At 64.5% G+C, this 14,005-nt stretch carries 13 protein-coding genes; 6 read left to right on the forward strand and 7 right to left on the reverse strand.

Annotated features, from left to right (window positions below):
* Window positions 1-9 precede the first annotated feature (9 nt).
* Together AC5Y5W_RS18290 and AC5Y5W_RS18295 are read left to right on the forward strand one after the other, a co-directional pair.
* A complete protein-coding gene (locus AC5Y5W_RS18290) occupies window positions 10-2,004 on the forward strand; it encodes an APC family permease (protein WP_500009313.1) in 1,995 nt (664 codons plus the stop codon).
* Window positions 2,001-3,179 carry a class I SAM-dependent RNA methyltransferase gene (locus AC5Y5W_RS18295; RefSeq protein ID WP_500009314.1) on the forward strand — a complete coding sequence of 393 codons (1,179 nt, stop codon included), beginning with the start codon at window positions 2,001-2,003 and terminating at the stop codon, window positions 3,177-3,179. Before AC5Y5W_RS18290 ends, AC5Y5W_RS18295 begins: the two co-directional genes overlap by 4 nt.
* Here AC5Y5W_RS18295 and AC5Y5W_RS18300 read toward each other — a convergent pair.
* On the reverse strand, window positions 3,176-3,625 hold the full coding sequence (locus tag AC5Y5W_RS18300; protein ID WP_499885886.1) for a GbsR/MarR family transcriptional regulator: 450 nt from the start codon (window positions 3,623-3,625) through the stop codon (window positions 3,176-3,178). The genes AC5Y5W_RS18295 and AC5Y5W_RS18300 overlap by 4 nt on opposite strands.
* A gap of 152 nt (window positions 3,626-3,777) precedes the next feature.
* Here AC5Y5W_RS18300 and AC5Y5W_RS18305 point away from each other — a divergent pair, with 152 nt between their 5' ends.
* The 4 genes from AC5Y5W_RS18305 to AC5Y5W_RS18320 are packed head-to-tail and all read left to right on the forward strand — an operon-like array spanning window position 3,778 to window position 7,684.
* The gene (locus AC5Y5W_RS18305; protein WP_500009315.1) at window positions 3,778-4,683 is read left to right on the forward strand and encodes an ABC transporter ATP-binding protein; all 906 of its coding nucleotides are present in this window, start codon (window positions 3,778-3,780) and stop codon (window positions 4,681-4,683) included.
* Window positions 4,680-5,390, forward strand: a complete 711-nt coding sequence (locus AC5Y5W_RS18310) for a fluoroquinolone export ABC transporter permease subunit (protein ID WP_500009316.1) — start codon at window positions 4,680-4,682, stop codon at window positions 5,388-5,390. The genes AC5Y5W_RS18305 and AC5Y5W_RS18310 overlap by 4 nt, the downstream gene beginning before the upstream one ends.
* Window positions 5,390-6,154: an Rv2686c family ABC transporter permease subunit gene (locus AC5Y5W_RS18315; protein ID WP_499885890.1), complete on the forward strand. Its 765-nt coding sequence runs from the start codon at window positions 5,390-5,392 to the stop codon at window positions 6,152-6,154. The genes AC5Y5W_RS18310 and AC5Y5W_RS18315 overlap by 1 nt, the downstream gene beginning before the upstream one ends.
* Before the next feature lie 27 nt (window positions 6,155-6,181).
* Window positions 6,182-7,684 (forward strand): FAD-dependent monooxygenase, encoded by a 1,503-nt coding sequence (locus tag AC5Y5W_RS18320; RefSeq protein WP_500009318.1) that lies wholly within the window; start codon window positions 6,182-6,184, stop codon window positions 7,682-7,684.
* 104 nt (window positions 7,685-7,788) lie between these two features.
* Here the strand turns inward: AC5Y5W_RS18320 and AC5Y5W_RS18325 are convergent, their stop codons facing one another.
* The 6 genes from AC5Y5W_RS18325 to AC5Y5W_RS18350 form a co-directional block, all read right to left on the reverse strand.
* Window positions 7,789-9,303, reverse strand: a complete 1,515-nt coding sequence (locus AC5Y5W_RS18325; RefSeq protein WP_499885894.1) for a DUF389 domain-containing protein — start codon at window positions 9,301-9,303, stop codon at window positions 7,789-7,791.
* 72 nt (window positions 9,304-9,375) lie between these two features.
* On the reverse strand, window positions 9,376-10,677 hold the full coding sequence (locus AC5Y5W_RS18330) for a PPE family protein, SVP subgroup (protein WP_500009319.1): 1,302 nt from the start codon (window positions 10,675-10,677) through the stop codon (window positions 9,376-9,378).
* A gap of 14 nt (window positions 10,678-10,691) precedes the next feature.
* Window positions 10,692-10,991 carry a PE family protein gene (locus AC5Y5W_RS18335; RefSeq protein WP_499885897.1) on the reverse strand — a complete coding sequence of 100 codons (300 nt, stop codon included), beginning with the start codon at window positions 10,989-10,991 and terminating at the stop codon, window positions 10,692-10,694.
* Window positions 10,992-11,892: 901 nt separating this feature from the next.
* Window positions 11,893-12,018, reverse strand: a complete 126-nt coding sequence (locus AC5Y5W_RS18340; protein WP_500022430.1) for a hypothetical protein — start codon at window positions 12,016-12,018, stop codon at window positions 11,893-11,895.
* 38 nt (window positions 12,019-12,056) lie between these two features.
* Window positions 12,057-13,346, reverse strand: coding sequence for an ArsB/NhaD family transporter (locus AC5Y5W_RS18345; protein WP_500009320.1), 1,290 nt, complete (start codon window positions 13,344-13,346; stop codon window positions 12,057-12,059).
* Between the two features lie 40 nt (window positions 13,347-13,386).
* Window positions 13,387-13,824, reverse strand: a complete 438-nt coding sequence (locus tag AC5Y5W_RS18350) for a CBS domain-containing protein (protein ID WP_499885900.1) — start codon at window positions 13,822-13,824, stop codon at window positions 13,387-13,389.
* Window positions 13,825-14,005 lie beyond the last annotated feature (181 nt).

Consider the following 14,005-nt stretch of genomic DNA (forward strand, 5'->3'; position numbering starts at 1 on the left):
TTGGCTCTCGTGTCCAAACTTTCGACGGCGGCGCGCCGGTTGGTGTTGGGTCGGCCGTTTCGCAGCGACCGGCTGAGCCATACCCTGCTGCCGAAGCGGGTCGCGCTGCCGGTGTTCGCCTCGGATGCGCTGTCCTCGGTGGCTTACGCCCCTGAGGAAGTATTTCTCATGCTTTCGGTGGCCGGCCTGGCCGCCTACTCGCTGACGCCGTGGATCGGGTTGGCGGTGGCCGCGGTCATGTTGATCGTGGTGGCCAGTTACCGGCAGAACGTGCACGCCTACCCGTCGGGTGGTGGCGACTACGAAGTAGTCACCACCAACCTCGGTGAGCATGCGGGTCTGACCGTTGCCGCCGCGCTGATGGTGGATTACGTTCTGACCGTTGCTGTTTCGACAGCATCAGCCATCTCGAACATCGGCTCGGCGATTCCGTTCATCGCCGATCACAAGGTGTTGTTCTGCGTCATCGCAATCCTTTTGGTGATGGCGATGAATCTGCGCGGTATTCGGGAATCCGGGACGGCGTTCGCGATTCCGACCTATCTGTTCATCGTCGGCCTGAGCATCATGCTGGCTTGGGGACTATTTCGGATCTACGTGCTCGGCGATCCGCTGCAGGCTGAATCAGCCGGTTTCGGCATGCGGGCCGAACACGGCCATATCGTCGGATTCGCACTGGTATTCCTGGTGGCCCGGTCGTTTTCCTCGGGGTGTGCGGCATTGACCGGTGTGGAGGCGATCAGCAACGGCGTGCCGGCATTCCGGAAGCCCAAGTCGCGCAACGCCGCAACGACTCTGCTGATGCTGGGCATGATCGCGGTCAGCCTGCTGATGGGCATCATCCTGCTGGCCGAGAAGACCGGGGTCAAAATCGTCGACGATCCCGCGCGTCAACTGATCGGTACCCCCGAGGATTACCAACAGAAAACCCTCGTTGCCCAGATTGCCCAAGCGGTGTTCGGCAGCTTTCAGATCGGGTTTTTGCTCATCACCGTGGTGACCGCGCTCATCCTGGTGCTGGCGGCCAACACCGCATTCAATGGCTTCCCGGTGTTGGGTTCGGTGCTTGCCCAACACAGCTATCTGCCGCGCCAGCTGCATACCCGCGGCGACCGGTTGGCTTTCTCCAACGGCATCTTGTTCTTGTCCGCGGCGGCTTTGGCCGCGATCATCCTGTTCCGCGCCCAGGTGACTGCCCTGATCCAGCTCTACATCGTCGGGGTGTTCTGGTCATTCACACTCAGCCAGATCGGCATGGTGCGGCACTGGACGCGGCTGCTGCGCACCGAAACCGATCTGGCGGCACGGCGCAAGATGATGCGCTCACGGGTGGTCAACACGATCGGTCTGGTTTCCACCGGAACGGTGCTGTGTGTCGTGGTGGTCACCAAGTTCGCCGCCGGCGCCTGGATTGCTGTCGTCGCGATGACATCGCTGTTCCTTGTCATGAAGTTGATCCGCAAGCATTACGACGCGGTCAGCCGGGAACTGCAGCAGCAAGCCGCCGAGAACGAGGGTGTGGTGTTGCCCAGCCGCAACCACGCCCTGGTGCTGGTGTCGAAATTGCACCTGCCGACCTTGCGGGCACTGGCCTATGCCCGGGCCACCCGTCCCGACGTTTTGGAGGCCGTCACGGTCAGCGTCGACGACGGCGAAACACGCGAGCTGGTGAGCAAATGGGAAGACAGCGACATCAGCGTGCCGCTCAAGGTCATCGCCTCGCCCTACCGCGAGGTCACCCGCCCGGTGCTCGAGTACGTCAAGCGGGTCAGCAAGGAGTCGCCGCGCACCGTGGTGACCGTGTTCATTCCGGAATATGTCGTGGGCCGCTGGTGGGAACAGGTGCTGCACAACCAGAGTGCGTTGCGGCTCAAGGGACGGTTGCTGTTCATGCCGGGCGTGATGGTGACTTCCGTTCCATGGCAACTGTCTTCGTCGGAACGCCTCAAGACGCTGCAGCCCCACATCGCTCCCGGAGACGCTCGGCGGGGAATCTTCGATTGACCGAGCTCACGCTGACGGTCGGTGCGCCGGCGAATGGAGGCAGCTGTGTGGCCCGGCATGACGGTCGAGTGGTGTTCGTCCGCTATGCGCTTCCCGGTGAACGAGTACGGGTGCGGGTCACCGCGGATCGGGGTTCCTACTGGCACGCCGAGACCATCGAGGTGATTGAGTCGTCGGATTACCGGATCGCGTCCTTGTGTCCGATCGCCGGAGTCGACGGGTCCGGTTGTTGCGACTTGGCATTCGCCGAACCGGAGATGGCGCGGGCACTCAAGGGCGAGGTGGTGGCCAATCAGCTGGCGCGCCTAGGCGATCAGCAATGGTGCGGTGTGGCCGAACCGCTTTCCGCGGCGGGTCCGACGGGGTGGCGCACCAGGGTCCGGCTGGCGGTGGACGCCGACGGCCGCGCCGGCTTTCATCGTTACCACAGCGACGAGTTGATCACCGATATTCGTTGCGCGCAGCTGATTGCCGGGATGGTTGACGGGCTGGCCGCTGCGAGTTGGCCGCCGGACGCGCAACTGCATGTGGCCGTTGACGACGACGCGCAGCGTCATGTGGTGTGCACCGCGCGGCAAGGCCGACGCACCGCGACCGATGTGGTCGAGGGCAGCTATCAGGCCGTGCAGCGGGCCGGTGAGCGCAGCTGGAAGGTGCCGGTGACGGCGTTCTGGCAGGCCCACCGAGACGCGGCGCGGTTCTACAGCTCGTTGGTCAGCGATTGGGCGCAGGCCGGCGCCGGCCAGACCGCATGGGATCTCTACGGCGGCGCAGGGGTTTTCGCGGCGGCGCTGGGGGAGGCGGTGGGTGAGTTCGGGCGGGTGGTGAGCGTCGACACCTCCCGCGCGGCGTCGCGCGCAGCTCGAGCCGCGTTGTCCGACCTGCCCCACGTGAGTGTGGTCAACGATTCGGTGCGCCGGGCGCTGACCGCGCAACGTACGCGCGCCGACGTAGCGGTGCTGGATCCGCCGCGCGCCGGCGCGGGCCGCGACGTCATCGGCCTGCTGGCCGCTGCCGATGTGCCTCGAGTGGTGCATATCGGCTGCGAGGCAGCGTCTTTCGCGCGTGACATCGGCCTGTACCGCGGCCATGGCTACGTCGTCGAGAAAATCCGGGTGTTCGACTCGTTCCCGCTGACCCACCACGTGGAGTGCGCCGCGCTGCTGACCCGCTAGCCGCTCTGATGCCAACGTTCCAACACCGCAGGGAGTTCGGTGAGCAGGAAGTCGTAGAAGTCGTGCATCTGCGTGAGGCGGTGCCGCGCCGGGCTGTTCGGTCCGGTGGTCGCGATACCGGCCTCGGCTGCCGTCTGCATGGCGGAGATGACGGCGTTCTGATTGGTGAACAGCACCGCCCAGGCGTCGTCGCGTAGCCGGAAATGGTCGCGGCGGCTGGCCGGCGCCGGCACCCGCTCGGCCAGCCCGACGGACGTGAGCATTTTGACGGCGCCGGAGATCGCACCGGAACTGGCCTGCAGCTGGTCGGCCAGCTCACCCATCGTCATGGTGGGCTGCTCGGTGAACAACAGGGTGGCCAGCACCCGAGCGGTCATCCGTTGCAGCCCGTGGCTGGTGAGGATCACAGCGAGCTGCTCGGCCGCGTGCTGTTGGTCTGAGGCCACGCCAACTCCCTACAGAGACTTCAAAGATTTCTGAATATTCAGTATAGTGAATCACGGCGTGCCGGGAAGTCTGGTCGGCAAATGTGATATCCGACTGTGCGGTACGTCCATCGGCGCACCGCGCTCGACCCGAAAGGGATTGGGCGATTTCCATGCAGAACGTCTCGACCGTCGCAGCATCCGCAGCAGTAATTACCGAGGTGATCCGCGTCCGCGACCTCACTTTCCGCTATCCCAAATCGCCCGGGCCCGCGATCCGCGGCATGGAGTTCGCGGTGGGCCGGGGCGAGATCTTCGGGTTCCTGGGCCCCAGCGGAGCGGGCAAATCGACCACCCAGAAGATCCTGATTGGCTTATTGCGTGGTCACGGTGGCGAGGTCTCAGTCTGGGGGAGGGATCCGCTGGCGTGGGGATCCGACTACTACCAGCGCGTCGGGGTCTCGTTCGAGCTGCCCAACCACTATCAGAAACTGAGCGGCCTGGAGAACCTGCGCTTCTTCGCGTCGCTGTATGACGTCGCGACCCTGGATCCGATGACGCTGCTGGACGCCGTGGGTCTGACCGACGATGCCAATACCCTCGTCAGCAAATACTCCAAGGGCATGCAGATGCGGCTGACGTTCGCGCGGGCGCTGATCAACGACCCGGAACTGCTGTTCCTCGACGAGCCAACCTCGGGACTGGACCCGGTGAACGCACGCAACGTCAAGAACATGGTGCTAGACCTCAAGGCCCGCGGTCGCACGGTCTTTCTCACCACCCACGACATGGCCACCGCCAACGAACTGTGCGACCGGGTCGCCTTCGTGGTCGACGGCAGGATCGTCGCCCTGGACACCCCGACCGAGCTGAAAATCGCCCGCAGTCAACGGCTGGTCCGCGTGGAGTACCGCGGCGAGAACGGTCGGCTCGACACTGCCGATTTTCCCCTGGACGGGCTGGCGGACGATCCCGCATTTCACGCCGTGCTGCGTGACCACCACGTCGAGACCATCCACAGCAAGGAAGCCACCCTCGATGACGTCTTCGTGGAGACCACCGGACGGCAGTTGTCGTGACCCGATTGGTGAGCGCGCTGCGGCTGGAACTGACACTGCAAGTGCGGCAAAAGTTTCTGCACGCCGCCGTTTTCTCCGGGCTGATCTGGCTGGCCGTGCTGCTACCGATGCCGGCCGGCCTGCGTCCGGTCGCCGAACCCTACGTGTTGGTAGGTGATATCTCGATCATCGGGTTCTTCTTCATCGCGGGCACCGTGTTCTTCGAGAAGCAGGAACGCACACTCGGCGCAGTCATCTCCACCCCGTTACGTTTCCGGGAGTATTTGACCGCGAAACTCGCGCTGCTGGTGTTGATCTCGTTGCTCGCGGCGGTGGTGGTGGCGACGGTGACGCGCGGTTTGGCGTACGCCGTGATGCCAGTGCTGGTCGGGGTTGTGCTCGGGACACTGTTGATGCTGCTGGTGGGGTTCATCACCTCGCTGCCGTTCGCATCGATCAGCGACTGGTTTCTGGCGGCGACGATCCCGCTGGCGGTGATGACGTTGCCGGTGCTGAATTATTCGGGTGTGTGGCCGAATCCGCTGCTCTACATCATCCCGACGCACGGGCCGTTGCTGCTGTTCGGCGCCGCGTTCGAGCAGGTTGCGTTGCAACCGTGGCAGCTCGGGTATGCGGTGCTGTATCCGGTGGTGTGCGTGGCGGGGTTGTGTTGGACGGCGAAGGCGATGTTCGACCGCTACATCATCGCACGATCGGGAGGTCTGTGATGTCGGGTGTGCGAGTGCTGACCGCATTCGGCCGCAATGATATTCGAGGTTCCTACCGCGACCCGCTGCTGGTGATGATCGTGGCCGCGCCGGTGATCTGGACCAGTGGCGTCGCGCTGCTCACGCCGCGGTTCACCAGGATGTTGGCGCACCGCAACGGGTTCGATCTGGTGCCGTACTACCCGTTGATTCTGACCGGGTTCCTGCTGCTGACCAGCATCATCATCGCAGGTGCGTTGGCAGCGTTCCTCGTGTTGGATGAGGTCGACGCCGGCACACTGGTCGCGTTGCGGGTGACGCCGGTTCCGCTGTCGGTCTTCTTCGGCTACCGGGCGGCCACGGTGATCGCAGTGACCACGGTCTACGTGATCGCGACGATGTCGTTCAGCGGAATCCTGCAGCCCGGCCTGGTCGGGGCGTTGATCCCGATCGGGCTGCTGGCCGGGCTCTCCGCAGTGGTGACGCTGCTGCTGATACTGGCCGTGGCCAGCAACAAGATTCAGGGCCTGGCGGCCGTCCGCGCCCTGGGCATGCTGATCGCCGGGCTGCCCTGCCTGCCGTGGTTCATCGATTCCAATTGGAATCTGGCGTTCGGGGTGTTGCCGCCCTACTGGGCCGCCAAGGCGTTCTGGGTGGCCAGCGACCAGGGCACGTGGTGGCCGTACCTGCTGGGCGGCGTCGGGTACAACCTGGCGATCGCCTGGCCGTTGTTCCGCCGCTTCCTCGCCAAGACCGCTCTCGGCAAGAGTGCTGACGGCGGCTGACCGCCAGTGGTCCGTACCTTTGCCTGTGTGGACACTGTCGATGTCGTTGTGGTGGGCGCGGGCCCTACCGGCCTGACGTTGGCGTGCGGATTGTTATTGCACGGCGTCTCAGTGCGTGTCGTCGATCGCGCGTCGGGTCCGGCAGTGACGTCGCGGGCCAACTTTCTGCACGCGCGCGGTTCGGAGGTGCTCGACCGGGTGGGTGCGTTGGGGACGTTGCCCGATGAGTCGCTACGAGCGATGCGGGTTACGACCTATCTCGGCGACCAACCGGTCATGAAGCTGCAGTTCGGTGATCCAGGGCTGCGCACGGCCGCGCCGCCAATGCTGGTGTCGCAGGCCAAGGTCGAGGCGGCACTGCGCGATCGGTTGGCCGAGCTTGGCGGTGTTGTGGAATGGGGCCGGCCGTTGCGTGCTGTGACGCCGGACGACGAGGGCGTCACTGCGGTGCTGGGTGCCGATCAGAGCGTGCGGACGCAATGGGTCGTGGGCTGTGACGGCACCGGCAGCACCACTCGCGCACTGGCGGGTATTGGCTTTCCGGGCGTGCAGCTCAGCGAGCGTTTTCTGCTGGCCGACGTGCACCTTGATTGGGACATGGACCGTGGCGGGACGACCGGTTGGATTCACCCGGCGGGGATGATCGGCGTGATGCCGATGCCCGACCCGGATGGGCGCAACGACTTGTGGCGGGTAATCGCCTACGACCCGGGGGGTGACGAAAAGCCAAGCGAGCACCAGATTCTCGACCGTCTCGAGCAGATCCTGCCGGAGCGGACCCAGCGCCCAGTGCGGATCGGGGATGCGGTGTGGCTTTCCCAGTTTTCGGTGCACCGGCGCCTCGCCGATACCTACCGTCGGGGCCGGATTGTGATCGCCGGCGATGCGGCGCACGCGCATGCTCCCTTCGGCGGGCAGGGAATGCTCACCGGTGTCGGGGATGCGGAAAACCTGGCGTGGAAGCTTGCGTTGGTGGTCAGTGGTTGTGCGGCTGATCGACTGCTCGATAGCTATGAGGCCGAGCGCCGCCCGCTGGCGATGGAGGTGCTGCGCGGCACCAGCGCGATGACCCGCGTCAACGTGCTGAGTAACCCGATTGGTCGGTTTGTGCGAGATCGGATCGTGGTGCGGTTGGTCGGTTTGGCGGTGGTGCAGCGTTGGGCGACCTACTCGGCGTCACAGCTGTGGGTGAGTTACCGCAAAGGACCGCTCGGCGGGCGAGGCCGAAAGCCGCGTCCGGGTGATCGGATCAGTGATCTGCCGTGCATCCGCGAGGACGGCGCAGTGTCGCGCCTGCACGCCGAACTGGGCGGTCGTTGGGCGTTGCTCGCGCCGCGCGACGGCGATGTGGGGGGCGCCGAAAGTGTTCAGAAACGACTCGGCGGTCATCTGAGTGTGCTGCGCTACGACGGCAAGGAAGCGATGCTGGTTCGGCCGGACGCGCACCTGGGGTGGCGGGGTGATCCCGACGACGTGCTTAGTCTCGACCGATGGCTGGCCAACGCGTTGGAGACTGGACGAGCCCGATAACCCCGTAACGCAGTGCACCAGCGGTAGCGCCCAAATTTCGGGCCTGCGGCAAGTTCTCAGAAAAGCATTCGCATTGCGGCAGCATGCGTCTCGTACGCAGGTAGTTACCGCGGCGGTGTCGGTGTAGGCGTCGATGCGGGCGTGGCAATGACCAACAGGCCGCCGGATACCCACTGAATGGTGATGGTGGTCTGCGGCAGCGCGGTCTGCAGGTCAGCTTGCAGTGCGCCGACATCCGGTTCGGTTTGCCCAATCAAGGTGACAGTGATCGCCGTAGCCGATCCGGTAATACTCAAGATCGCGCTGTCCGGTCTGGACGATGCCCATTTGGCGGCGGTGCCACGCGCGGTGGCAAGTGCAGTTTCGCTGCCATTGGGTTCGATGGCTCCGCGGGTGCGTGTCCAGGCGAGGCTGACCGGAATGCGGTAGGTGAACCGTGCGTTGAGCAGCGCGGTCAGGTCTTCGGAATTTTTTGGCGGATGTGGTCCGGCCGCGGAAACAACCAGCGTCCCGGACTGATAGCTGAGTCCGTTGAGGCTCAATGATTGCCCGGCCAGCCACTTCTCGACCACGGGGCTTAGCTCGATCAGCGGCAGTTGCGGCATGTCGGGCTGGTCGTCCTCAGGATCCCGCATGGGTATCCAGCCCAACTGCACCGTAACCGGATGGCCCAATGCGCGACCGAGAGTGGCCGCCACATTCTGCACCGGTGGGGGCGACGTGGGGCCCGCGATGTCGGCGCGAATCGCGTTGTCAGCGGCTGTGATACGGGTAAGTCTGCTACCGGAGTCGAGAAGATCTGTGATTGTCTGGGTGGCTACTTTGAGTTCGTGGGCTTGGCGCGTGATGGCGAGATAGCGCGGCGTGAGGATCAATGCGAGTGCCAATACGCAAATGGCCGCCACAGCCAGAGAAGTAAGAATCTGGCCGCGACGGGTCCGCAACATGTCTCCGGGAACCAAGCCAGTCAGCAGGAATACCACAGCCGCCATCAACACGATGCCGATCAGGTTCGTCAGAAACAACAACGCGGCGCCCCGAGCCAACTCTGGCTGCCCCCGACCCAGGAGCACACCGGCTGCCGCCAGAGGCGGGACGACCGCGACAGCGACTGCGACGCCGGGCAGCGCTGCGGAAATCTGTTTGTGTACGGTAGCGATCGCCCCGGCGGCGCCAGCCCCGAGCGCAACCAGTAGGTCACGTATATCTGGGCTGGACCGGGCAACTACTTGGGCAGGCAGCCCGGTCCCGGCTGGGGGCAGCAGTGTTGCGAAGAGCCATCCCACGGCGACGGCGCACGCCGCAGAGACCGATACCAGCATCAGAGCGCTCACAAACCGCTGCGCCCATCCCATGACCAGACAAGCGGCAATCCCCATGATCGGTGCCATCAGCGGTGCAATCATCATTGCGCCGATCACGACCGCCGCGGAATTCTGTAGCAGCCCGATCGCCGCCACCAGGCTCGAGAGAAACATCAGCACCGCGAATCGCGAAACTGCTGCACCCGACGGGGCCACCATCAGGGCGACCATCACCGAATCGCGGTCTTCGATCGGTAACCGATTCAGCGGCCACGTCACGGTCGACACCACGCGACTCTTCAGCGCGGTCAGCATGTCGTTTCCCCCTCGCGCCCCAGCGCCATCCCGAATCGCCACGTGCAAGCGCGATGACGGGCGCTGCGAGTTTTACGGCTCGAGAAGGCGTTGCTTTTGTTGAGTGAATTCCTCCTCGGTCAGTATCCCGGAGTCGCGGAGGTCGGCGAGTTCGCGCAGCTCGGCGGCGATTCCCGTCACTGGCCCGGTGAGTGGTCTCGGCGCCAACTCCGTGCGCTTCCGCCCCGTCGATACGGCCGGCTGCCCGCGGCGCAGACCGGCGGTACTGCCAAGGGCGCGTCCGGCCATCCCCGCCGCAGCCATCTCCGCGTAGGGGATTTCCGATTCGCCGGCCGCGACGGCTGCCGCGGCAGCAGCGCTGGAGCCCGGCGACACCATGGCGACTTGCCGAATCGCCGGCGGGGCAGCAGTGGTCCAGGATTGCGGCACCGACAATCCGCCGACTGAGTTGGCTTGACCCATACCTGCCGCCACGGGCACACCACCTAAGCCCAATCCTGGGTAGACGCCGCCCGTCTCTATCTCGGCGGCCTGGAGCGCAACACCTACGCCGGCCACATCCACACCGAACGAACCGGCCGAATCAATGACGAACGAGCCGAATAGGTCGGCACCCAGGCCTGCCAGCGCCACGGTCAAGGCCGGACTGGCGCTCAACGCCGGCGCCAGCGCGCCAATTGGAGCAGCCGAGGCGGTTGGCGCCGCGGCGCCTAATGCCGGCAGCCCCGCCGCGGGCGACGTCAGGCTTTGCAGCGCTTGCGGCACTGCCGAGATCGCGGTTTGGGCGCGGGTGCCGGCTGCGGTGCCGGTGGCCTGCGCTACCGCTGCTGCTTGGTCGGACATGCCGGCTGGATTGGTGGTCTGTCCCGGCGGCGTGAACGGTGCCAGCGTCGCGGCCGCGGCCGAACTGCCGGCGTACCCGTACATGGCGGTGGCATCCTGGGCCCACATCTGGGCGTAGTGAGCCTCGGTGGCCGCGATCGCCGCGGTGTTTTGACCCAAGAAGTTGGTCGCCACCAACGCAGCCAGCTGGGCACGATTGGCCGCGACGGCCGGTGGCGGCACCGTCATCGCGAACGCGGCCTCATAGGCGGCCGCGGCGGCGCTCGCCTGCGCAGCGGTCTGCTCGGCCTGGGCGGCGGCCGCGTGCATCCACGCCGCATAAGGGGTGGCGGCGAACGCCATTGACGTCGACGCCGGCCCCAGCCAGCTGCCGGTTAGTTGAGCGATCAGCGATTCGTAGGATGCGGCCGCCGTGCCCAAGTCGGCAGCCAGACCGTTCCAGGCAGTTGCGGCGGCGAGCATCGGTGCCGAGCCGGGACCGGAATACATCCTGGCGGAGTTGACTTCCGGTGGCAGCAGCGCGAATTCCATTGCTTGACAACTCCTCAGCTTGCTGAGACGGCATTGGCCGCCTCGGTGGCTGCATAGGAACCGGCGCTGGTTTGCAACGTGGTGACAAACTGCTCGTGGATAGCCGCAGCCTGCGCGCTGATCGCCTGGTACATCTGGGCCTGCGCAGCGAATTGTGCTGCGGTCAGCGCTGATACCTCGTCTGCGGCGGCGGGAATTACTCCAGTCGTCGGTGGCGCTGCCGCCGCATTTCCTGCGCTCACTGCAGAACCGATACCCTGCAAGTCACCGGCCGCAGCCGTAAGCAGTTCTGGCTGTGTGGTTAAGAAGGACATCTGTACTTCCCCTCTCTATATTCAGTCGGACCACCTTTGGGTGGCTTCAGACGAAGGTGCGCTGGAGTGCACGCAAAATGGTGCAGCCGCGACCGCCATCGCCGGCGACGCCCCGGGATCGGCATACATTCTGCTGGAATTGATCTCTGACGGTAGAGCCACATAATCCATGTTCGGTAACCCCCGGTGAGTTAGGTGAGTTACTGGCGCGTGTCTCGCCGGTCAACGTGGCGCCCGTCAATGAGCGCCGAGGCATGTGGCGGCCGCAAACTTCCATGCTGGTCTCTGGCTATTTGGTAACGCGACGGAGAAACCAGTCCGCGCAATCTAGCCAATTGCATTCCATCAACTGCGCGATCCGAGTCGGGATTGAATTGGTTCAGCCGATTCTGCTGAGAAGCGCTGCTGCCGGATTTTCACGCTCACCCGGACGCAGGCAGTCAAGGCTCAGCCAGCAACCTGAATGTTGAAGAGTTCACCTGGACATCGCATTTGTACAGACGCAAACGTCAGCAGCTTATGATCCGCGGTTCCGCCATTGCCGATGTTGTCGGCGCTGCAAATACGCCTCAACGCCGCGGTTATGTTGTCGCGCACCGTGCCACGGCGTGAGCGTTGAGTAACGGCAGCAGCACGGCGCACCAGTTATCCGCCGTACCTCGCCGGATGTCCCCCGCACTTCGTGCCTCCATGCCACTATCGCTCATCTGACGCGCCGCCACGATTGTCGCAGCGCTAAAGTCGATGGCATACCCGCCGATCGAGACGGGCAAACCGGTCCATCCAATACTGCCGACGGCGCACTGCTACCGCGGACTCCGGTGCCCGCGCTCGTCTTCTTCCGGTTCGTCGCGTACTAAGTGCGAGTCCCTGCTAGTCGCGGTCCGTGCCCTCGGCATGCTCATCGCGGGCTGCCTTGCCAGCCCGAGTTGGTCAACGGAACCAGGTTCATCCGAGTTTCCAGTCCGCAACCCAGTTCCACCACCACAGCATTCGGATGGGCGGCGATGAAAGTTATCTCCTGCATCGGGATCGAACTCGCCGCTTTTGCGAAGCATCGGACTATTAGCCCAAAACGAAGTAGCGCACCCACAGATAGACCGCGGACAGCGCGATCGACACGATGGTCACCACCGCGCCTTTGCGGGTGAATTCCCAAAACGAGATGGGACTCTCGGCGCGACGGGCGATTCCGAGCATGACGACGTTGGCGCTGGCTCCCACGGCGGTCAGGTTGCCGCCGAAGTCGGCACCGAGGGCCAACGCCCACCACAGCACGTCGGGGTGGACGTGGTCGTGGATGGTGGCCGCCAGCTCGCTGACGATCGGGGTCATGGTCGCGACGTAGGGGATGTTGTCGATGACGCCGGATACCGGTGCGGATACACCGAGGATCAGCATTGCGGTGACGAGCATGTTGCCGCCGGTTGCGGTGGTCGCGGAGCGTGCGAGCTGTTCCACGACACCGGTTTTCACCAGGGCGCCGACCATGACGAACAGGCCGGCGAAGAACAACAGCGTTTCCCATTCCACGCTGGACAGATAGTCGGAGCGCTCCAGCCTGGAGATCACGACCAGGACGCCGGCGCCCAGCAGCGCCACGACGGAAGGCTCCATGTGCAGCGCCGAGTGCGCGATGAAAGCCGTGAAGACCAGTGCCAGGACAACCCCGCACTTGATGAGCAGCCCGTGATCGCGAATGGCCTCGCGCTCTTCCAGTGACATGACATCGGCGACCCGCTCCGGATCGACCGTGAACGACCCACGGAACAGCAACGGCAACAACCCGACAAAGACGACGATGACGATGAGGACGATCGGCAACATGTGCACCAGGAAGTCGTTGAACGTCAATCCAGCGCGGCTGGCAATGATGATGTTGGGCGGATCACCGACCAACGTCGAGGCGCCGCCGATATTGGAGGCGAATACTTCCGCCATCAGAAACGGGGCCGCGTTGATCGCCAGTCGATCGCACACCAATAAGGTGACCGGCGCGATCAGCAAGACCGTCGTGACGTTGTCCAACAGGGCCGAGGCGAGCGCCGTGATCAGCACCAGCAGGACCATGATGCGCAGTGGGGAGCCGTTGGCACGTTTGGCGGCCCAGATGGCGAGATACTCGAAGACACCGGTTTGGCGCAGCACGCTGACGATGATCATCATCCCGAGCAACAGAAAGATGACGTCCCAATCGATTCCAGTCTCATGGGAGTAGAAGACGTCATCGGACCTGATCAACGGCAAGCAGACCACGATCGCTGCGCCCGCCAGCGCTACCAGCGTCTTGTTGATGCGGTCGCTGGCGATCAGCGCATAGGCGGCCACGAACACCGCAATTGCGACGACGCTCATCGACGACCCCGCCGGCGACGTTGCGCCGCTGTCGCCGGGATCAAGTTTTCAGCGCCGCTGCCAGCAAGCGCGATGCGGTGATCACTCCGTGTAAGGTGCCGTCCTTGACCACCGCGATCAGCGGGCTTCTCAGCCGCGCCATCACCGCGGCCACCTCGATGATGGTGTCGTCGGCGTCGGCCGACGGTACGTTGCGTAGGTGATCCGGCAGCACATCGCGCACCGTCTTGCCACCCAACTTTTCCGCGGCACGGTCGGCCATGGATTCGTCGAGTACACCGGCAAGCGACGGATCGTCTTGCACGTAGCGGGGAACGATGAAGCGGACGACCTGGGATGCCGGTAGGACGGCGTACGACTTTCCAGACGTGACCACAATCCCGGGCAAGCGGTGTTCGGCGAGCATGCGGGCGGCATCGAGTGCGTCGGCATCGATGCTCACAACCGGAAAGTCCTCGGCGATGTCCTCTGCGTGCATACGGTGACAATACGTCCGCTGCGGGCGGGCTTGTTTGGTCTCCGACCATGATGGCGATGGCGCGCTCCCGGGTCGCTAGACGTTGCAGGACACGAACGCCGACCAGGCTTCCCGGCTCACCGAAAACCGACCCTATCAGCGTCGGCGGCACCCCATGTCATCAACGCGACGCGTGGCCCGT

This window comes from Mycobacterium sp. NGS51 (assembly GCF_059812525.1).